The sequence below is a fragment of the Kitasatospora atroaurantiaca genome (genome assembly GCF_007828955.1).
GTDB classification, from domain to species: domain Bacteria; phylum Actinomycetota; class Actinomycetes; order Streptomycetales; family Streptomycetaceae; genus Kitasatospora; species Kitasatospora atroaurantiaca.
Window position 1 is genome coordinate 4,092,656 of record NZ_VIVR01000001.1, and the last position, 18,944, is coordinate 4,111,599.

At 69.9% G+C, this 18,944-nt stretch carries 18 protein-coding genes; 14 read left to right on the forward strand and 4 right to left on the reverse strand.

The window, feature by feature from the left end; genetic code table 11:
- Nucleotides 1-29 precede the first annotated feature (29 nt).
- The 3 genes from FB465_RS18830 (at nucleotide 30) to FB465_RS18840 (ending at nucleotide 1,334) form a co-directional block, all read left to right on the forward strand.
- The gene (locus tag FB465_RS18830) at nucleotides 30-428 is read left to right on the forward strand and encodes a roadblock/LC7 domain-containing protein (RefSeq protein ID WP_342791815.1); all 399 of its coding nucleotides are present in this window, start codon (nucleotides 30-32) and stop codon (nucleotides 426-428) included.
- Between the two features lie 102 nt (nucleotides 429-530).
- Entirely contained in the window at nucleotides 531-968 is a 438-nt protein-coding gene (locus FB465_RS18835; RefSeq protein ID WP_211785817.1) for a hypothetical protein, read from the forward strand.
- A gap of 117 nt (nucleotides 969-1,085) precedes the next feature.
- On the forward strand, nucleotides 1,086-1,334 hold the full coding sequence (locus tag FB465_RS18840; protein ID WP_145792159.1) for a type II toxin-antitoxin system CcdA family antitoxin: 249 nt from the start codon (nucleotides 1,086-1,088) through the stop codon (nucleotides 1,332-1,334).
- Nucleotides 1,335-1,609: 275 nt separating this feature from the next.
- On the opposite strand, the gene FB465_RS18845 is transcribed toward FB465_RS18840, so the two are convergent.
- Nucleotides 1,610-2,329 (reverse strand): TetR/AcrR family transcriptional regulator, encoded by a 720-nt coding sequence (locus FB465_RS18845; RefSeq protein ID WP_145792161.1) that lies wholly within the window; start codon nucleotides 2,327-2,329, stop codon nucleotides 1,610-1,612.
- Between the two features lie 126 nt (nucleotides 2,330-2,455).
- Here FB465_RS18845 and FB465_RS18850 point away from each other — a divergent pair, with 126 nt between their 5' ends.
- On the forward strand, nucleotides 2,456-3,955 hold the full coding sequence (locus tag FB465_RS18850) for an MFS transporter (RefSeq protein ID WP_145792162.1): 1,500 nt from the start codon (nucleotides 2,456-2,458) through the stop codon (nucleotides 3,953-3,955).
- A 98-nt stretch (nucleotides 3,956-4,053) separates the two neighbouring features.
- Here FB465_RS18850 and FB465_RS18855 read toward each other — a convergent pair whose 3' ends face one another.
- Nucleotides 4,054-4,485 (reverse strand): nuclear transport factor 2 family protein, encoded by a 432-nt coding sequence (locus FB465_RS18855; RefSeq protein ID WP_145792164.1) that lies wholly within the window; start codon nucleotides 4,483-4,485, stop codon nucleotides 4,054-4,056.
- Between the two features lie 86 nt (nucleotides 4,486-4,571).
- On the opposite strand from FB465_RS18855, the gene FB465_RS18860 reads away from it, so the two are divergent.
- Together FB465_RS18860 and FB465_RS18865 are read left to right on the forward strand one after the other, a co-directional pair.
- Nucleotides 4,572-5,141 (forward strand): PadR family transcriptional regulator, encoded by a 570-nt coding sequence (locus FB465_RS18860; protein ID WP_145792166.1) that lies wholly within the window; start codon nucleotides 4,572-4,574, stop codon nucleotides 5,139-5,141.
- 243 nt (nucleotides 5,142-5,384) lie between these two features.
- Nucleotides 5,385-8,225, forward strand: coding sequence for a hypothetical protein (locus FB465_RS18865; RefSeq protein ID WP_145792167.1), 2,841 nt, complete (start codon nucleotides 5,385-5,387; stop codon nucleotides 8,223-8,225).
- 90 nt (nucleotides 8,226-8,315) lie between these two features.
- Here the strand turns inward: FB465_RS18865 and FB465_RS36330 are convergent, their stop codons facing one another.
- Nucleotides 8,316-9,149, reverse strand: a complete 834-nt coding sequence (locus tag FB465_RS36330) for a hypothetical protein (RefSeq protein ID WP_211785818.1) — start codon at nucleotides 9,147-9,149, stop codon at nucleotides 8,316-8,318.
- On the reverse strand, nucleotides 9,113-9,388 hold the full coding sequence (locus FB465_RS36335; protein ID WP_211785819.1) for a hypothetical protein: 276 nt from the start codon (nucleotides 9,386-9,388) through the stop codon (nucleotides 9,113-9,115). The genes FB465_RS36330 and FB465_RS36335 overlap by 37 nt, the downstream gene beginning before the upstream one ends.
- Nucleotides 9,389-9,637: 249 nt before the next feature.
- On the opposite strand from FB465_RS36335, the gene FB465_RS18875 reads away from it, so the two are divergent.
- From FB465_RS18875 to FB465_RS18910, 8 genes are all read left to right on the forward strand, one after another.
- On the forward strand, nucleotides 9,638-11,158 hold the full coding sequence (locus FB465_RS18875) for an APC family permease (protein ID WP_145792168.1): 1,521 nt from the start codon (nucleotides 9,638-9,640) through the stop codon (nucleotides 11,156-11,158).
- Nucleotides 11,159-11,198: 40 nt separating this feature from the next.
- A complete protein-coding gene (locus FB465_RS18880; RefSeq protein ID WP_145792169.1) occupies nucleotides 11,199-12,887 on the forward strand; it encodes a flavin monoamine oxidase family protein in 1,689 nt (562 codons plus the stop codon).
- A 248-nt stretch (nucleotides 12,888-13,135) separates the two neighbouring features.
- Nucleotides 13,136-14,119 (forward strand): hypothetical protein, encoded by a 984-nt coding sequence (locus FB465_RS18885; protein WP_145792171.1) that lies wholly within the window; start codon nucleotides 13,136-13,138, stop codon nucleotides 14,117-14,119.
- Between the two features lie 88 nt (nucleotides 14,120-14,207).
- A complete protein-coding gene (locus FB465_RS18890; RefSeq protein ID WP_145792173.1) occupies nucleotides 14,208-15,053 on the forward strand; it encodes a hypothetical protein in 846 nt (281 codons plus the stop codon).
- Nucleotides 15,050-15,946, forward strand: a complete 897-nt coding sequence (locus FB465_RS18895) for a hypothetical protein (protein WP_145792175.1) — start codon at nucleotides 15,050-15,052, stop codon at nucleotides 15,944-15,946. The genes FB465_RS18890 and FB465_RS18895 overlap by 4 nt, the downstream gene beginning before the upstream one ends.
- Nucleotides 15,943-16,920 carry a hypothetical protein gene (locus FB465_RS18900; protein WP_170290634.1) on the forward strand — a complete coding sequence of 326 codons (978 nt, stop codon included), beginning with the start codon at nucleotides 15,943-15,945 and terminating at the stop codon, nucleotides 16,918-16,920. The genes FB465_RS18895 and FB465_RS18900 overlap by 4 nt, the downstream gene beginning before the upstream one ends.
- Nucleotides 16,921-17,045: 125 nt before the next feature.
- Complete coding sequence (locus tag FB465_RS18905) at nucleotides 17,046-18,035, forward strand: ABC transporter ATP-binding protein (RefSeq protein WP_145792179.1); 990 nt, start codon at nucleotides 17,046-17,048, stop codon at nucleotides 18,033-18,035.
- Nucleotides 18,019-18,939, forward strand: coding sequence for an ABC transporter permease (locus tag FB465_RS18910; RefSeq protein WP_145792180.1), 921 nt, complete (start codon nucleotides 18,019-18,021; stop codon nucleotides 18,937-18,939). Before FB465_RS18905 ends, FB465_RS18910 begins: the two co-directional genes overlap by 17 nt.
- Nucleotides 18,940-18,944: the final 5 nt, after the last annotated feature.

The window sequence follows — 18,944 nt, forward strand, 5'->3', positions numbered from 1 at the left end:
GGCCCCGGCGGCAAAGGAACAGGAGAGTTGTGGTTCTCAGAAGTGACGAGCTGGTCGCCGAGATGCGGGAGCTCCGGGACCGGGTCGTAGGCATCACGGACGTGGTCGTGGCCTCGGCCGACGGCTTGCTGATCACGGCAGAGACGGACGCCGCCGTCGACGGTGAATGCCTGGCCGCTCTCACCGCCGCCGCGCTCAGCATCGCCCGCCGAACGGGGGAGAACACGGGCAAGGGACAACTCCAGCACACGGTGGCGCGGTTCAGTGACGGCTATCTGGTGGCGCGAGCGGTCGGTGACATGGCGTTGATGGCGGTGCTCGGCGACTCCGGCATGGATGTGAATCGACTCCATGCCGAGTCGCAGGCCAGCACCGAGCGGATCGGTTTCCTGCTCACCGCAGAGAACGCGGCCGCTCCGCACAGCTGAGCCCGATGAATTCGGGACCGGGTCGCAAAGAACAGCAGGGCAGTCCCGGGCACGGACCGGATCCGGGTCCTGCCCTCACACGAATCCAGCAGGAGGAGCACGATGAGCACGTCGGGAACGCAGGGACCCCGGAGTATGTCCGACCGGGTGTTGAGCATGGTCAAGAGCCTCCGTGCGGAGGTTCCGGAGTGCGTTGCGTCCGGGGTCATCGACATGTCGACCGGAATGCTGCTCGCGGTGGAGACCGTCGATTCGCACCCGCCGGAGGTGCTCGACATGCTGGCGGCGGCCACCCTCGACCTGTTCCAGGGCCGGAATGTGGTGATGATCGAGGGCATCTTCAAGGAACGCCGAGGAGTGGTGTCCGACCGGCATTACTTCCAGGAGATCCTCGTGAACAGCGACAACCTCGCCCACCTCTTCCTGCGGGTCGACAGCGCCGACGAGGTCGTCGCCGTGGTCGTGTGCCGCAAGTCGGTGAACGTGGGCATGCTCTTCGCCCAAGCTCGAAGGGTGCTGAAGGACCACGGGCAACTGTGACAGGCGTCCGGGCCTCACGAGCGGTCCTGTCCTGACCTCGGGCCGCGGGCGAGTGACCGCCCGGTGCCCGGCCGCCGACGGCCGGCAGGGAGGCGCATATCGCCATATGTTTGCCTCATGTCGGGTACTACACGCATCACGGTCACCTTGCCGACGGAGCAGGTGGCCGAGCTGAAGAAGCTCACGGACAACGTCTCCGGCTACGTCGCCGAGGCGGTCGCCCGCCAGATCCGGCACCAGCTGTTGGGTGAGGAGTTGCGCCGCTACGAGGACGAGCACGGCGCGTTCACCGACGAGGAGCTGGCTGCCGCACAGGCCAGGATCTTCGGCTCGGTCGAGCCTGAGGGCCCGGCGAGCGCTGCGTGAAAAACCGCCTTGAGACCGTCGTGCTGGACTCCCAAGGGCTGGCCGCCTGGATCTCGCAGGACCGGGGCACGCTCGCGAAGCCCTGATCGGATCGCCGAACGCGCGAGCGCCGGGGTGGGCGGAGTGGCCTGCCCCGGCGCTCATCGTCCGCGGATCGTCAGACGACGATCAGACGATCAGGGCACGATCGTGATCTCCCACGGTTCGGGTGCACTGCGGGCTGCGCTCGCCGGCTCGGGAGGTGCGGTCGCGGTTCCGGCCCTCCGCCGCACCGGCTAGCGCGGGAGCCGCAGCGCCAGGCCGTCGAGGACGACCTCCAGGCCGTAGGCGAACTTGCTGTCTCGGATCTCGACGGGATCGAGGTCCGCGGCTACGGCGTAGGGGTCGGCGAGGTGGTCGTGGCCCGCGGCGGCCTGTTGGGCGGCGGGCATGAGGCGGGCGATGAAGGCGGCCTCGGTCTCGCCGGAGCGGGCGACGGTGGTGAGCCAGGCCGCCTCGGTGGTGCTCATGCCGATGACGTAGGACAGGACGGTGTCGATCGCGCGGCTCGGCTCGGGGAAGCCGGCGGCGGTGAACAGGGCGGCCAGTCGCTCGGAGTAGGACATCAGGTTGGGGCCGAGGTAGGCGAGGCCCGCCTGGCCGAGGACCGAGGCCAGCCATGGGTGGTGCAGGGCCGTCGTCCGGAAGGACCGGGCGGCCTCGGTGGCGGCGGCGCGCCAGTCGGGGCTGTCGGCGGGCGGGACGGCGATCTCGGCGAAGACCTCGTCCACCGCGAGCTCCATCAGCTCGTCCTTGGTCGCGACGTGCCGGTAGAGGGAGGTCGCGCCGGCGTTCAGGCGGGCGCCGAGCTTGCGCATGCTGAGCGCCTCGACGCCCTCGCCGTCCAGCATGACGACCGCCTCGCGGACGATCGCGGCCCGGCTGAGTGCGGGCTGGTCGGGCTCGCGCTGCTGCCGGGCCCACACGGACGGGATCGGGTTGGTCTTGGCGGCCATGGCGCTCCTTCGTGGGTACACCGTTCGCATTCAGCGTACAGGAATGAGGCTTGCGTACGCTGTTCTCTCATGCGTACAGTGTTCGCATCGAAGGAACGTTGTGCGCAGGCCGGAAGGAAAAGCCCCATGGAAACCCGCAATCCACGCCGCTGGTGGATCCTCATCGTGCTGTGCCTCAGCTCGCTGGTCCTGGTGATCGACAGCATGGCGCTGACCGTCGCGGTGCCGTCGATGACGGAGGACATCGGCGCGAGCGCCCAGGACGCCCAGTGGATCCTCGACTCCTACATCCTGGTCTTCGCGGGGCTCCTGCTCACCTCCGGCAGTCTGGGTGACCGGTTCGGCCGCCGGAAGATCATGATCATCGGCCTGCTGCTCTTCGGGGCGGCGTCGTTGGCCGCGACCTTCTGCACCAACCCCGGGGAGGTGATCGCCGCACGGGTCGCGATGGGCGTCGGCGGGGCCCTGATCATGCCCTCGACACTGTCGATCCTCATCACCGTCTTCGACGAGGAGGAGCGCGGCAAGGCGATGGCCGCGTGGGGCTCGGTGTCGATGCTCGGCCTGGTCGGCAGCCCGGTGCTCGGCGGTGTGCTGATCGACCACTTCTCCTGGCACTCGATCTTCTTCATCAACGTCCCGGTCGTAGCGCTGGCCGTCCTGGCGGCCCTCGTCCTGATGCCGGAGTCGAAGGGCCCGTGGCAGAAGCCCGACCCGCTCGGCGCGGTGCTGTCCGCGGCCGGCATGACCGCCCTGGTCTGGTGGATCATCGAGCTCCCGCAGCACGGCGCCTTCGGCGGCCACTCGGCGATCACCCTGGCCGTCGCAGTCATCGCCCTCGGCGGGTTCGTGGTCTGGGAGAACGTCACCCCCGAGCCGATGGTGCCGCTGGTCCTGTTCAAGCACCGCAACTTCAGCGGTGGCTCGGTGTCGCTGGCCCTCGTGCAGATCGGCACCGGCGGCCTGCTGCTGGTGCTCACCCAGTACCTGCAGTTCGTGCTCGGCTACTCGCCGGTCAAGGCGGGCCTCGCGTTCGTGCCGCTGGCCGTCGCCGCGCTGGTCGGCAACACCGCCGGCGCCGGGCTCGCCGCGAGGATCGGCAACCGCTTCCTGGTGCTGGCCGGGATGCTGGTCATGGCCTGCTCCTTCGCGCTGCTGGCCACCGTCTCCTCCTCCACCGGCTTCGCGGTGCCGGCGGTCGCGCTCGGCCTGCTCGGTCTCGGAGCGGGCCTCGCGATGCCGGCCGCGGTCGGCGCGCTGATGGGCACCATCCCGGCGGAGAAGGCGGGCGTCGGGTCCGCTCTGAACGACACCATCCAGCAGGCCGGCACCGCACTCGGCATCGCGATCCTCGGCTCGCTCCTGACCAGCGGCTTCGCCGCCGAGATGCCCGCCGACGCACCCGAGCAGGCGAAGCACTCGATCGCCGGCGCGCTGGCCCTCGCCCACGGCGACACCGGCCTGATCCGCGCCGCCCGCGAGGCCTTCACCACCTCGATGTCGACCACCTTCACCATCAGCGCGATCGGTGTTCTCGCCGCCGCGCTGCTGGCCACCCTGGTCATGCGCGACACCAAGCCCGAGCCCGCCGCCGTCCCGGCGGGGGAGCCCGAACTCGCCGTCTGACCTCGGCAGGAAGGCCGGTGCCCCCGGAGGGCACCGGCCTTCTTCCGTTGCCGGTGCGCGCCGGGGTGCGGGGCCGGCTGTTCCCGGCGTGGGGCCCTCTAGCGGTCGCCGGGCTCGGGGGCGAGGCCGTCGGCGACCAGGCCGGCGAGTACCGCCTGACCCAGGGCGTGTACGGCGGACTGGGGGCGAACCATCACGGTGAACTCCTTGATCCGGCCCACCTCGTCGAACTGGAGCAGGTCGATCCCATGGATCTGCTTGCCCTGCACGGCGGCCCGGAAGAGCAGGATCACCGACGGAGCTTCTTCGCCGTCGGTACTGGTCTCGGCCGCGCCCTCGAAGTGACCGATGTAGCGGAAGTCCTCGAAGGTGCGCAGCAGGACGCCGAAGAGTCCCAGCACCATGGGCTTGCCCTCGAAGGGGGTGAACTTCACCGGGCTGTAGAGGCGGATGTCCTCGGTGAACAGGTCGTCCAGTGCGGCGAGATCGCTCTTCTCCACGGCGGCGCGGAAGCGTTCGGCAGTCTCCATGACCCCTCCTGATACTCAAGGATATGACTAGTCATTTTCTTGAGTATGATGCAGTGGCGGACGAGGAAAGGGAAGGGGCTGCTTCGATGGCCTTGCGACATGCCGTGCTGGCGGCGCTCCTGGACGGCGAGTACAGCGGCTACCAGCTGGCGAAGGCATTCGACGTCGGCGTCGCGAACTTCTGGCACGCCCTGCCCCAGCAGCTGTACGCCGAGCTGGCCAAGCTGGAGAAGGAAGGGCTGGTGGCGGGCCGGCAGGTGGTCCAGGAGACCCGGCCGAACAAGCGTCTGTTCCATGTCACCGACGCCGGCCGCGCCGAGCTGGAGAAGTTCGCCGCAGCCGCGTCGAAGCCCTCGTTCATCCGCGACGATCTGCTCGTCAAGGTCCAGGCCGCCGACCGCATCGGCACCGAGCCGGTGATCGAACAGCTCGAGGAGCGGGCGTCCGCAGCCGAGGCGAAGGTCGAGCTTCTCGGCAAGCTGCTGCGGCAGCTGCGCGGCGATGCGGACGAGGAGGAGTTCCTACGCCGAGGCGAGCGGATCGGGCCGTACCTGACCTGCCTTCGAGGCCTGTCCTTCGAGCGGGAGCACCGGGACTGGTGCCTGCGGATCGCAGCCGTCCTACGGGAGAGGCAGACGACCCGCGCCGAGCGGTGAGGACCAGTCCGACGTCGCCCCGGGCGACAGCCCGAGCGCCGGTTGGGTCCTGCCCGCGCCTACCCTCGCCTGCCCGGTGGCCGGTGCAGGAGAAATTCCACCGGCCCGGCAACCTGGTTCTGCTTCAATGTCCCGGCTGATCAATGGGGCGGCACCGCTCCACGGGGAGTCAGCCTTGGGGAATGAGGGGGGAGAAGCGTGTTTGCAGGAAGAACGGCTCCTGGAGGGGGCGCGCGGCGCTGGGTGACGGTCACCACCCTGGTGACGGCGCTGGTGGCCTCCGGGGCCACGGCTGCGGTGGCGAAGACGGAGCCGGCGGTGAAGACCGCTCCCGCGGCGAAGCCCGCTTCCGCAGCAAAGCCGGGCCCGACGGCCGGCGTACAGCCGCGGTCGGCGCTGCCCGGCCAGCCGAACCTGGCCGGTGGGTTCGTCCCGTCCGGGCCGACCCGGCTGCTGGACACCCGCTACGGCATCGGGACGGACGGGGTCGTTGCGCCGATCGGGCAGGTCCCGCTGGTGTTGGACGTCTCCGGGGTCTCGGGCAACCCCTCCGTCAAGCCCACGGCCGTCGTCCTCAACGTGACGGTGACCAAGCCCAGCGCGGGCGGCTACCTCTCGGTGTATCCGTGGGGCGGAGGCCGTCCCGCCACCTCGAACCTGAACTTCACGGCGGGGCAGACCATCCCGAACCTGGTCACCGTGCCCGTCGGTACCGACGGCAAGGTGGCGCTGTTCAACGCGTTCGGTACCGCCGACGTCATCGCCGACCTTGCCGGGTACTACACCGTCGACAAGGCCGCGACCACGTACGTGGCCAACGGCCCGACCCGGCTGCTGGACACCCGTGAGGGCGTTGGGACGGGTGGGGTCAAGGCGCCTGTCGGTCAGGGCAGGACCATCAGCCTCACCGTCGGTGGTGTCTCGGGGATTCCGGCGGGGGCTCGCGCGGTGACGCTGAACGTCACGGCGACGAAGCCGACGGCCGGTGGGTTCCTGACGGTGTTTCCGCACGGCCAGTCCCGTCCGACTGCCTCGAACCTGAACTTCACGGCAGGGCAGACCGTCCCGAACCTGGTCACCGTGCCGGTCGGCACCGACGGCAAGGTCGACTTCTTCAACTTCCTCGGCGACACCGACGTCATCGCCGACCTCGCCGGGTACTACCTGGCGGATGCCCCGCAGACCGGTGGCGTCTTCCGGAAGCTGGACGCACCGACCCGGCTGCTGGACACCCGTGAGGGCGTTGGGACGGGTGGGGTCAAGGCGCCTGTCGGTCAGGGCAGGACCATCAGCCTCACCGTCGGTGGTGTCTCGGGGATTCCGGCGGGGGCTCGCGCGGTGACGCTGAACGTCACGGCGACGAGGCCGACGGCCGGTGGGTTCCTGACGGTGTTTCCGCACGGTCAGTCCCGTCCGACTGCCTCGAACCTGAACTTCACGGCAGGGCAGACCGTCCCGAACCTGGTCACCGTGCCGGTCGGTGCCGACGGCAAGGTCGACTTCTTCAACTTCCTCGGCGACACCGACGTCGTCGCCGACGTCTTCGGCTACTACATCTCGGGCGAGCACCTGGGCCTGTCGGCGTTGAGCTTCGACGCCAAGACCGTGGACGCCTCGGCCGGCGGTGCCACCGTCGACGTCAAGTGGACGGTCACCGACTCGGACCCGGCCGCGCGGCAGATCGCCGGCTCGATCGTGATCCGCCAGCAGGGCGACTCCCCGGACAGCTACGTCGGCCAGAGCCGCGTGGTCGAGTTCCTGCAAGGCCAGAGCCTCTACAACGGAGCCGCCTATCTCGGTGGCGACGCGGCGAGCTCCAGCTACTCGTACCAGTTCGTCGTGCCGCAGTACGCGGGCGCGGCGAGCGCCAAGTGGGTGGTCTCCCAGGTGTCCGCCGTCGACATCGGCTCCCAGGAGCAGCTCCTGCTGGCCGGCTCCGCGCTCACCTCGGACGGCAACGTGCTGACCGCCACCGAGCAGGTCGCGAACGCGACGCCCAGCTACGACAGCATGGACGTTTTCACCCCGGTCAGCGACAAGCCGTACTTGTACAACGGCGTCGCCGCCTCACTGAACTACCGGCTCAACATGCATGACGCGCAGTCCGGTATCTGGCGAGGCTCGATCGAAGTCACCGGGCCGGGCGGTCGGACGCTGCGTGCCTCCTTCGAGGAGCAGAACTTCCAGGCCCAGCAGTGGTGGCCGTGCCAGCACGACATCAACTACGCGACCTGCGACACCTACGTGAACTTTCCCGGTGATGCCCCGGCCGGGACGTGGAGCGTCTCGAAGGTCGCGCTGACCAACAACGCCGGGCTGACCAAGACCTTCACCGGTCTGAACGAGAAGCCGATCACCCTGACCTCGAACGGTGTCGTCAGCGCCGACCGGTTCAGCGTGTCCTCCACCCAGCTCAACAACTGGGGGCAGGACGCCCCGTTCAAGGTCGGGATGCGGGTGTCCGGTGCCCGGGGCGGCGTCAGCTCGGTCGAGGTGCTCTTCAGCACCATGGGCGGATACTGCCGCCAGACCTCGGCCACACCCGTCCAGGAGGCGGACGGCAGCTACTCGGTGTCCGCGACCCTCTACCGGGCCTCCAACGGCGCGTCCAAGTGCAAGGTCACCGGCGTCGTCGTGCGGGACGGGGCCGGTGATCTGGCCCTCTACGGTACGGACTTCAACGCGCCCGACCCCGCCCTGTCGGTGGCCAGCATTCCCGTCACCACCGCGCCGGTCGTGAAGTCGGCAGAGCTCAACGTCACCACCATCGCGCAGAGCCAGATCGGCAACCGTTCGTTCCTCGCCACCGTCCAGGTGGAGCCGGGGGTGGCGCCGGTCAACGGCGACAGCTCCTACCTCTACAACAGCTCCGGTGTCGTCGTGGGCCAGAGCAGCGGTGGGACCTCCCAGACTCCCGACGGCAAGGTCAACGTCTCCCTCTACGTTCCCTACGGCCTCGCCGTCGGCAGCTACACCGTCGGGTTCTCCCTCAGCAACGCCGCAGGTCTCGTCAGCTACTACGGCATGCCCGGCAAGCCCGCCGTCCCGGGCGGCCCGCTGGTCCTCACGGTCACCGCGGGCTGACCCGCGCGCTACTCCGACGCACTGTGGTGCCGGACCCTCCGGGGGCCGGCACCACAGCCGTCTCCCGGGTGGGCATGCGCAGCGCGAGCATCAGAAGGGCGGGGGGTCCGGGTGCTGTGGGGAGCGAATCGCGCCCTTCATCAGGGCGATCACGCGCTCGTGTGTGTCGCCGACCCGGTCGGTCACGCGGACTCTCACGAGGATGTCGTCGACCTCCGTCATGGCCTTCTCGGTGAACCACCCAAGGAACATCAGGCCTTGCGCCGGAATCGGCCTGCCGGCGCCGATGAGGTCGAGCGCGAAGTCCTCGCGGTCGGTCAAGCCCCGCGCTTCCAGGCAGGCAACCGATTCCTCCCACGCCCCCCAGCGGGAGAAGTCCACGGCGCCGTCGGCCTTCGCCGCGGGGGCGAACGTGACCCAGTAGTCGATCCCGGCGGTGACAGCGACATCCTGAGCGCCGTTCAACACACGGCCCACGGGCGCGCCGGTGGTGAGCCAGTGGGCGGTGGCGTACTGGTCGAGGGCGATCAGCCAGCGGTCGCCGGCCGCGACGTCGATGGTGAGCCGGGCCGTCGGGTCGGTGCCCGAGACGTCGTACGGGTGGGCGGCACGGTAGGCGTCGATGAACGCCTGCAGGCCGGTGAGGTTGGGACCGGCGCTCTGCTCGTAGTTGATCTTGATGCCGACGCCCAGCTGTGAGGCGAGGGCACCGGCCCGCTGCCCGAGCAGGGTCGCGTTCTGGGCGAGCGCGGTGTTCCAGGCGTCGGTGCACGTGATGCCGCCGATCGAGAGCATCACCCGGACGCCGTGGCTGGTGAAGTAGTCGACCACGGCGGAGTTCATGCCGATCGGCACGCCGTTCGTGGTCCGGCTGTCGGTGGTGGCGTTCAGCAGCTTGAGCGGCTGGACGAAGCTGAGCACCACCAGGTTGACGGAGGGGCGGCCTTGCCCCGGTCGATCAGCCAGTGGTTGTTGTGGTCGAAGTCGGCCATGTCGCGGACGGTTCCCCAGGTGCAGGCGTCGTCGCTGCACTGCCAGGCGCCGTACACCTGGAGCGGGGCCGGCGCCGCGGCGGCGGCGGGCGGTACGGACGGGATGAGGGCGGCGGCCAGCAGGGCGGCCGTACAGCTGAACGATCTGAGCCTGTCGAGCAGAACACGCATCTACGCCTCCGGACAGTGGGTGGGCCCCCGGGCGCGTTCACAGTGAGGCCTAGACCAATCGGCGTCAAAGACCGCTGGCGCGTATAGCCATTCGCACCGGCCGACGCAGCGTGACATGACGTCAATCCTTTAACAGTCACGGCTACACGATGCTCATGCCCGTCGACGGCTCACCCCCCACACACTGGGCCCGACTCCGCGATGGCGGAGCTGCCGAAGTCCGTGCGCGCGCCTCCGAGGGAGTAGCCCATGTCAGCTGTCGAGGACACCACCGCCACCCAGGATCCACCCAACGTGCAACGCCTGAAGGCGAATTCGGTCGGACTGGCCGGGGTGATCTTCATGGCTCTGGCGACGGCCGCGCCGATCACCGCGATGACCGGAAACCTGCCGGTGATCGTCGGCGGCGGCAACGGCGTCCATGCCCCGGCCGGCTTCCTCTTCGTCACCGTGGTGCTGACCGTCTTCACCATCGGGTACGTCGCGATGGCCAGGCACATCACCACCGCCGGTGCGTTCTACGGCTTCGTCTCGCACGGCCTCGGCCGGGTGGTCGGCATGGCCTCCGGCCTGCTGGCCGTGCTGGCGTACGTGGTGTTCGAAGCCTCCATCGTCGGCATCTTCGCGTACTTCGCGGAGCAGACCTTCGCCGCCCAGTTCGGCATCCACTGGTCGTGGCAGGTCTACGCGCTGGCGATGCTTGCGGTGACCGCCGTGCTCTCCTACTTCGACCTGGAGGTCGCGTCGAAGGTGCTGGGCGTCTTCCTGGCCGGCGAGGTGGTGATGCTGGTGCTGCTCGCGGGCTCGGTGCTGGTCCACGGCGGCGGTCCGGGCGGGCTGCACGTCGGCACGCTCAATCCCACCGGTGCGTTCGCGGGCGTCAACGCCGGTGTCGGCCTGTTCTTCTGCTTCTGGTCGTGGATCGGCTTCGAGTCCACGGCGATGTACGGCGAGGAGTCCCGCAACCCCAAGCGGATCATCCCGCGTGCGACGCTGCTCGCGGTGCTCGCCCTCGGGGTCCTGTACACCTTCGTCAGCTGGATGGTGCTGTCGGGCAACGGCCCGGCCGACTCGCTCGGCATCGCCACCGGCAGCAGCCCGCTCGATCTCTTCCTCGCCCCGGCCCAGACCTACCTCGGCCACTGGGCCGTCACCGCCTTCCAGTGGCTGATGTGCACCAGCGCGTTCGCCTGCGGCATGGCCTTCCACCAGTGCGCCTCCCGCTACCTCTACGCGATCGGCCGCGAGGGCTTCCTGCACCCGGCGCTCGGCCGCACCCACCCCCGGCACGGCTCCCCGCACATCGCCTCGTTCACCCAGACCGCCGTTGCGCTGGCCATCGTCGGCGGCTTCTGGGCGGCCGGGCAGGACCCGTACGTCAGCCTCTACACGCTCACCGCCATCCTCGGCACGCTGGCGCTGCTGGTGGTGCAGACCCTCTGCTCCTTCTCGGTGATCGTGTACTTCCGCCGCCACCACCCCGAATCCCGGCACTGGTTCCGGACGTTCACGGCGCCGCTGCTCGGCGGGCTCGGGATGCTGGCGGCGATCGTGCTGCTGGTGGTCAACCTGGACACGGCGGCCGGAGCAGCCTCGGAGATCTTCTTCTTCAAGCTGATCCCGTGGATCGTCGGCGCGGTTTTCGCCGGCGGGATCGCCCTGGCCCTGTACATGCGTGCCAGACACCCGCAGAAGTACGAGGTGATGGGGCGCCTGATCGTCGAGGACGCCCAGGAGCGTACCGACGAAGCAGCTCCCGTCACCGTCTGACCGAGCGACCCGACCCCCACTCGCGAAGGGATCCCCCCACATGGCCCGCTCGCAACACGCCTGGCAGATCAAGAAGTTCTTCGCCGACCAGGCCGCCGCCGACCGGCTGCGGCTGCCCGCCGACGAGTACCGAGGACTCCGCGACGAGGCCCGCGCCGAGCCGGACGGACCGTCCCGCCGTGCGCTGCTCGCCCGCGCGGCCGCGCTCGGACTGGGCGTGGCCGGACTCGGCGCCGTCCCGAAGGCCCGGGCCGCCACGGCCGTGGAACAGAGGTACACCGGCCCGATGCCGAGAATCGCCGTCATCGGCGCCGGAATCTCCGGCCTCAACGCAGCACTCACTCTGGCGGACAAGGGAGTTGCCGCCACGGTCTACGAGGCGAACCCCTCCCGGATCGGCGGCCGGATGTACTCCGGCGGCAGCCCGTCCACCCCCGGGCTCTGGGAACAGGGGCAAGTCTCCGAGTACGGCGGCGAGTTGGTGGACACCGGCCACCACACGATCCTCCAGCTCTGTCAGCGCTTCGGGCTCGGCACCACCTCGGTGCGGCATTCCACCGGCTCCGACGCCGAGCAGATCCTGCACTTCCAGGGCGGCTACTACCCGCGCGCCACAGCCGACGCCGACTTCAAGGCGATCTGGCAGCTGATCAAGAACGACATCCAGGCGGGCGGCTCGGGCCCGACCTGGAACAGCCACAACGACGCCGCCGTCGCCCTCGACAACCTGTCCGTCCGGGGCTGGATCAACTCCCGGGTGCCCGGCGGTGTTTCGAGCAAGCTCGGCGCCCTGCTGGACGTCGCCTACGCGGTCGAGTACGGCGCCGACACGACGGCCCAGTCCTCGTACGCGCTGCTGCTGATGCTCAGCTGGCAGGCCAACCCGGGCAGCTTCAACATCTGGGGCGGGAGCGACGAGAGGTACCACATCACCGGCGGCAACGACCAGCTCCCGCACGCCGTCGCGGCCGCCCTCCCGGCGGGCACCGTCCAGCAGGGGCACACCCTGAAGGCGGTGACCCGCAACGCCGACGGTACGCAGACGCTCACCTTCGACCTGGACGGCGGCGGCATCCGCACCGTCACGGCCGACCACACCATCCTCGCCGTGCCGCTGCCGATCCTGCAGCAGCGGATCGACTTCTCGCGGGCCGGCCTCGACCCGATGATGCGCGGGGTGCTGAGCCACATGACCATGGGCTACTGCACCAAGCTCAACATGCAGTTCACCAGCCGCCCCTGGACCGGCACCGGCCCCTGGCCGGGGGTGTCCAGCGGTGAGTGCTTCTCCGACCTGCCGTTCCAGCAGGCCTGGGACGTGACCAAGGGACAACCGGGCGGCAACGGCATCCTGGTCCAGTACGGCGGAGGCAGCCCGGCGCGCGGCCTCACCCCGCCCAGCGCCTTCACGGACGCGTCGACCAGCTACACCCGCAACCTGGTCGCCACGTACCTGAGCCAGATCGACCGGCTCTGGCCCGGCACCGGCGCCGCCTGGAACGGCCGCGCCACGCTGTCCGCCTGGCACCTCAACCCGTACTCGTACGGGGCGTACTCCTGCTGGCCGGTCGGCTACCTCACCAGCTACGCGGGCTACGAGGGCACCGCGCAGGGCAACCTGCACTTCGCGGGCGAGCACACCTCGTACGACTTCCAGGGATACATGGAGGGCGGCGCCTCGGAGGGTGCGCGAGCGGCGGCGGAGGTGCTGGCGGCGATCGGCGCGTAAGCGCTGGTCCCGGCCGGTCCCGACTGGGCGGCCCCGGCGTGGGCCCGTCCAGTTGCGGTTCGATCACGACGTGTCCGATTGGTCGATCATTGTGCGGACTGTCGCAGATAAGTGTGTTGTTAGTGGGACCTGAGGACTCTCATAATGCCAGCTGACACGCGTGACGGTCGGCTTTGGCGGGGGCGAATGGGGGCGGCCCGGTACGGGGGCTGCGCGCGGCACAATCCATTCGTTCTGGGGGGAGTCCCTTGTCCGCGCCCGAAAACGCGCCGTCCGACGTTCCCGAGGCGGCGGCGCCGCCGGCGGCTGAGCCGGTTCCGGCGAAGGCGCCCGACGCTGCTGCTGCTGCCGTCGCTGATGTCGCCGCTGACACCGCCGTGTCCGACGCCGTCGTCGTCGGCGACGACGTGACGCCTGACGCAGCGGCAGCTGAGACTGTGGCACCCGAGACCGTGGCGGTGACAGCGGAGACGCCTGCCGCCCCGCGCAAGCTGCCGCGTGCCCTGGCCGTCGCGCTGGCCGCCGCCGGGCTGCTCGCGGTGACCGCGACCAGCGCCGCCGTGACCGTCGCGGTCGGCAAGCCGGACGCGAAGCCGCGTACCGTCGCGGCCGCGCCCGCACCGTCCGCGAGCGCGAGCCCGTCCGCCTCGCCCAGTGCCTCCGCGAGCCCCAGTGCCGCACCGAAGCCCACGCCGGTCCCGACGCCGAGCAGCACCGTGCACGGCACCGTCGACGGCAGCACGCACGGCGGCGACATCCGCTACTTCCTGCTCCCGATGCCGGCCGGCGCCGAGTCCTACGGCTCCGCGGACGGTGTCTCGCTGAGCATGAAGGAGGTGGCGGCCGACTTCAGCAACGCCGACGAGATGGAGAGCATCCTCGACTCGTACGGCTACCGGGACGACGCGGCCGAGCGGCGCTACCGCACGGCGGACGGCCGGCAGGAGGTGCTGGTCCGGCTGCTGCGCTTCAAGTCCCGTCAGATGGCGAAGGAGTTCGCCTCCGGCATGTCGTTCAAGAAGGGCGACACCTTCGACATCGACGGTGACGACGGCGCCAAGGGCATCATGCTGAAGCCCGAGCAGGAGGCCTGGACCGGGAAGATGATCGGCGTCTCCTTCGTCGGCGACATCGAGTACCAGGTCACGGTGTACGTGAAGGGCACGCCGGACAAGGCCGCACTGATCGACGCGATGAAGCGTCAGCGCGATCGGCTGGGCTCCGGTGGCTGAGCCTCAGCCGGCCACCGAGCCGGTCCCGTCCCCCGCAGAGTCCGAGTCCGCACCTGCACCTGCACCTGCACCTGCACTGGAGCACACCTTGACCACCGAGACCGCGGAGCCACCGGCTCCCGAGCCTCAGCAACCCGAGCCCGCAGAGCCCACACAGCCCACAGAGCCTGTAGAGACCGCCGAGACCGCCGCGGCCGAGCCGTCGGAGGAGTCCGACGAACTGTCGAACGAGCCGGCCGCCCGCCGCCGCCCCCGCACCGCGCTGCTGCTGGTCGGTGCGCTGCTGCTGGGCCCGCTGGTCGGAGCTGCCACCGGCTACGCCATCCAGGCCGGGCGACCCCCGACGGCGCTTCCCTCGCTCAAGGTGGACCCGCCGAAGTACCCCGCCACGGTGCTGGACCCGAAGGTCGTGGCCGACGCCGCGCCCAAGCCGCTCAACATCGACGGTGACCTGCGCAAGCTGCTGATCAGCAAGCCCGGCGATGCCACCGACTGGGACAACTACGGCCGCGGCGACGGCTCCGGCTGGCTCAGCATCGGCGAGAAGGCGCTGTCGTACGGCGGCTCCGACAAGATGTTCAAGAACTTCCTCTCCGCGGGCTTCCGCCGCGACGCGATCGTCTCGTGGAGCAAGGGCGAGACCCACTACCGGGTCGAGCTCATCCAGTACGACTCCGACCACGCCTCGTCGGCGGTGTCCGCGTCCGTGAACTCCACCGGGGACCCGAAGCCCCTGGACGGTACGGCCAGCGGTTTCTACAGCACACCGTCCCAGCAGTGGACGTACGACGAGACCACCGAGAAGTACTACTACGGCCTTGCCATGGCACGGCGAGGCGATGTCGTGATGCGGATCAGCGTCTACTCCCCGAGCCAGGTCAATGCCGATGAACTCAAGGACATCGCCAAGCGTCAGTGGGAGCGGCTGGTATGAGTGAGACCGCAGTGAACCCGACCGACGCCGTGGACACGACGAAGGCCGTGCCCGCGACCGTGGCCGTGCCCGCGCCCGAGGTAGTGGTCCCGGCCCAGGCGACCGCCGAGACGATCCCCGCGCCCGCGACCGAGGCCGTGCCAGCGCCGGTCGGCGAGCCCCGCAGGACGCCCGGGCTTGCCGTGCGCGCAGGTGCCGCAGTGGTCGCGGCGGCCCTCCTCGGCGTGGTCATCGGCGTCGGCATCATCAAGACCGAGTACGACGACCCGGCCCCGGCCGCCGCTCCCGCACCCACCGCCACCGCCTCCGCGAGCCCGGCGTTCGGTGCGAAGTCCAACGGCACCCACTTCGGATCGATGCGCGATCTGCTGATCCCGGTGCCGACCGGCTACAAGCTCGGGCCCGACGCCGGCGCGTACGGCAACGACACCGAGCTGACGGAGGAGCAGCGCAAGGCCTGGATCGAGGACTCGATCCGTGGTCTGCCGCCGAAGCTGCAGGACGCGCTGCGCAAGGACTGGCAGGAGTGGCGGCTGAAGGGCGGCGGGGTCCGCAGTGTCGTCACCGACGACCGTGGCTTCGTGGTGACGATCTGGCTGCTGCAGTACCACCAGGACGCGGTCAAGGCCGACAACGCCTGGGTGGGCGCGCTGGGTTCGGACTCCGGACTGTTCCGGCTGGGCCCGCAGATCCCGGGCCACGACGAGGCGCACTGCTACCTGCCGCACGCCCAGCCGGGCCAGAAGGTCGACAGCCTGATCTGCTCGGCGGCCGAGGGCGACATCCGGGTGGAGATGCAGGTGGAGGGCATCGCTCCGCTGCCCAAGGACAAGGCCGTGACCATCTTCAACCAGCAGCTCGACCGGCTGGCCCGCCCAGGAGCGTCCGCATGACCGACACCACCGAGACCACCGAACCGACCGAACCGACCGAGCCGATCGGGTCGATCGAGCCGACGGCACCCGCAGATCCGTGGGCGCTGCCGACCACGGCCGCCGCACCGCCGGTCGGCGACGCCTGGGCCGTGTCCGCCGAGGTGCTCAGCTCCGAGGAGGCCCGGAAGCCCCGTCGCGCGGCCCTGCTGCGCTGGGGTGCCGCCGCGCTGATCCTGCTGCTCTCGGGCACCGCCGCAGCCGTGGCCGTGACCGCCCCCGAGCGGACGAAGATCCCCGGCCTGGAGACACCGAACGACGGACGCTACGCCTTCCCGCAGCTGACGCTCCCTCCGTTGCCCTCGGGCAAGCCCGCCCCGCATGCGAGCGGCACCGACGGACGGCACTACGCGGATCTGCGGCAGCTTCTGCTGACCCCGCCCAAGGGGGCGACGGTCTCCGCCGCGAGCGCGGCAGCCTCCCCGGCACCGTCCAGCTCGGCGAGCGCGAGCGCGACCGCGGCCCCGACCGCGACGGCCGCCGCCGCTGACGCGGCCGACTGGGTGCCCTGCACCGGCTACGCCGCCCGTGACAAGGATCCGGCGAAGTTCAACGCGCTGCTGGCCGAGAACGCATGCCGCGCGGCCACCAAGCGGGTCTGGACGACCCCGGACGGTACCCGCACCGAGATCTGGCTGCTGCGTTTCGGCTCCGCGGTCGAGGCCGGCGCGTTCTACCTGAAGATGAACCAGGGCGATCTCAAGGATGTCCCCGGCCTGGAGTACGCCTACCTCAGCATCGCTCCGTCGGTCGACAGCACATCGAGCACCGCCTTCACCAAGACGACCGCAGGCAGCAAGAACGAGCCGGTCGGCAGGGTGGCGTACGTGCAGGCCAGTGACATCGCTGCGGCGGTCGTCATGACCAACCCGCAGGGCGTGCCCGTGCAGGCGTTCCGCCAGGTGACGATCCTTCAGAACAACATGCTGCACTGACGCCGTGCGGCACGCGGGCCGATCCCCTGTCCCCTAGGGGATCGGCCCGTCCGCGTCATCCCAAAGACGCAGGCGGGCTTCCTCATCCCAGCTCATACCCGCCAGGGCCGGTGGGCACTAGGTTGATGAACGTGTCCACTGTCATCAAGACGGACGGCCTCACCAAGAGGTTCCCCCGGGTCACCGCCCTCGACCAGCTCACCGTAGAGGTGCAGCCGGGGGTGGTCGGCCTGGTGGGGGCGAACGGGGCGGGCAAGTCCACTCTCATCAAGATCCTGCTCGGGCTCGCACCCGCCACCTCCGGCACCGGCCGGGTCCTCGGCCTGGACATCGCCACCGAGGGCCCGGCCATCCGCGAGCGCGTCGGCTACATGCCCGAGCACGACTGCCTCCCACCGGACGTCTCCGCCACCGAGTTCGTGGTGCACATGGCCCGGATGGCCGGTCTTCCGGCCGCCGCCGCCCGTGAGCGGACCGCCGACACCCTGCGCCACGTCGGCCTGTACGAGGAGCGCTACCGCCCGATGGGCGGGTACTCCACCGGCATGAAGCAGCGGGTCAAGCTCGCCCAGGCGCTCGTCCACGACCCGCAGTTGGTGCTGCTGGACGAGCCGACCAACGGCCTCGACCCGGTCGGCCGGGACGACATGCTCGCGCTGATCCGCCGGGTGTACACCGACTTCGGCATCTCCGTGCTGGTCACCACCCACCTCCTGGGTGAGCTGGAGCGCACCTGCGACCACCTGGTCGTCATCGACGGCGGCCGTCTGCTGCGCTCCTCCTCGACCGCCTCGTTCACCGAGGTCACCCAGCTGCTCGCCGTCGAGGTCACCGACCACCCCGAGGATCTCTCGCTCGACGCCGACGCGGCCGTCCGCGAGCGGCTCACCGCCGCCGGGCTGACCGTCCAGCCGGACGGTTCCCGCGTTCTCCTCGTCGAGATACGGGACGAGGACACGTACGACACGGTCCGCGACACCGTCGCCGACCTGGGGCTGGGCCTGGTGCGGCTGGAGCAGCGCCGGCACCGCGTCGCCGAGATCTTCACCGACGACACCGATGCCATCAACGACACCGACCGGACGGGGGGTACCGCAGATGTCCTTGCCTCCTGAGACCAGGACGGCCGAGACCAGGACGGCCGCCGACAGCGGGGTCATCCACAACATCGGCTACCGGGGCTACGACGGCCCGCGCCTCGGCCGCTCGTACGCCACCCGCTCGCTCTTCGTGCAGAGCCTGCGGGCCGCGTACGGCCTCGGCCGCTCCGGCAAGTCCAAGGTGCTGCCGATGCTGATGCTGACGCTGCCGGTGCTGGTGGCCGTGATGGTTGTGGTCATCGCCATCATCAACCAGGCCGACACGCTGGCCGTGGACTACCCGCAGTTCCTCAACACCGTCGGCCTGCTGATGCAGATCTTCCTGGCCGCCCAGGCGCCGGTGCTGCTCTCCCGCGACCTGCGCCACAACACCGTGCCGCTGTACTTCTCCCGCCCCATCACCCGGGGCGACTACGTCCGGGCCAAGTTCGCCGCGATGGTCAGCGCGATGCTGATCATCATGGTGGTGCCGCTGCTGGTGCTCTACGTCGGCTCGATCCTTGCCGGGCAGGGCCTGGGGCACAACACCGGGCACTTCCTCTACGGGCTGTTCGCCGCCCTGCTCTACGCGGTGCTGTACTCCGCGATCGGCCTGCTGATCGCCGCGAGCACCCCGCGCCGGGGCTTCGGGGTCGCCGCGATCATGGGTGTGCTGGTGATCAGCAACATCCTGGCCGGGATCATCTACGGCCTCAACGGCGGTATGCACCAGGAGCTGTCCGAGTCGGCCAACTGGGCCGCGGTCATCTCCCCCTCGATGCTGGTCGACGGCTTCGTCAACAAGGTCTGCGGACTGGTCACCGACCCGAACGTGATCCACGCGCCGAGCGCTCTCGCCGCCGTGGTCTTCGCGGCCGAGATCGTCGTCATCACCGCGGCCTCGTACTGGTTCATCGACCGCCGCTACCGGAAGATCTGAGAGGT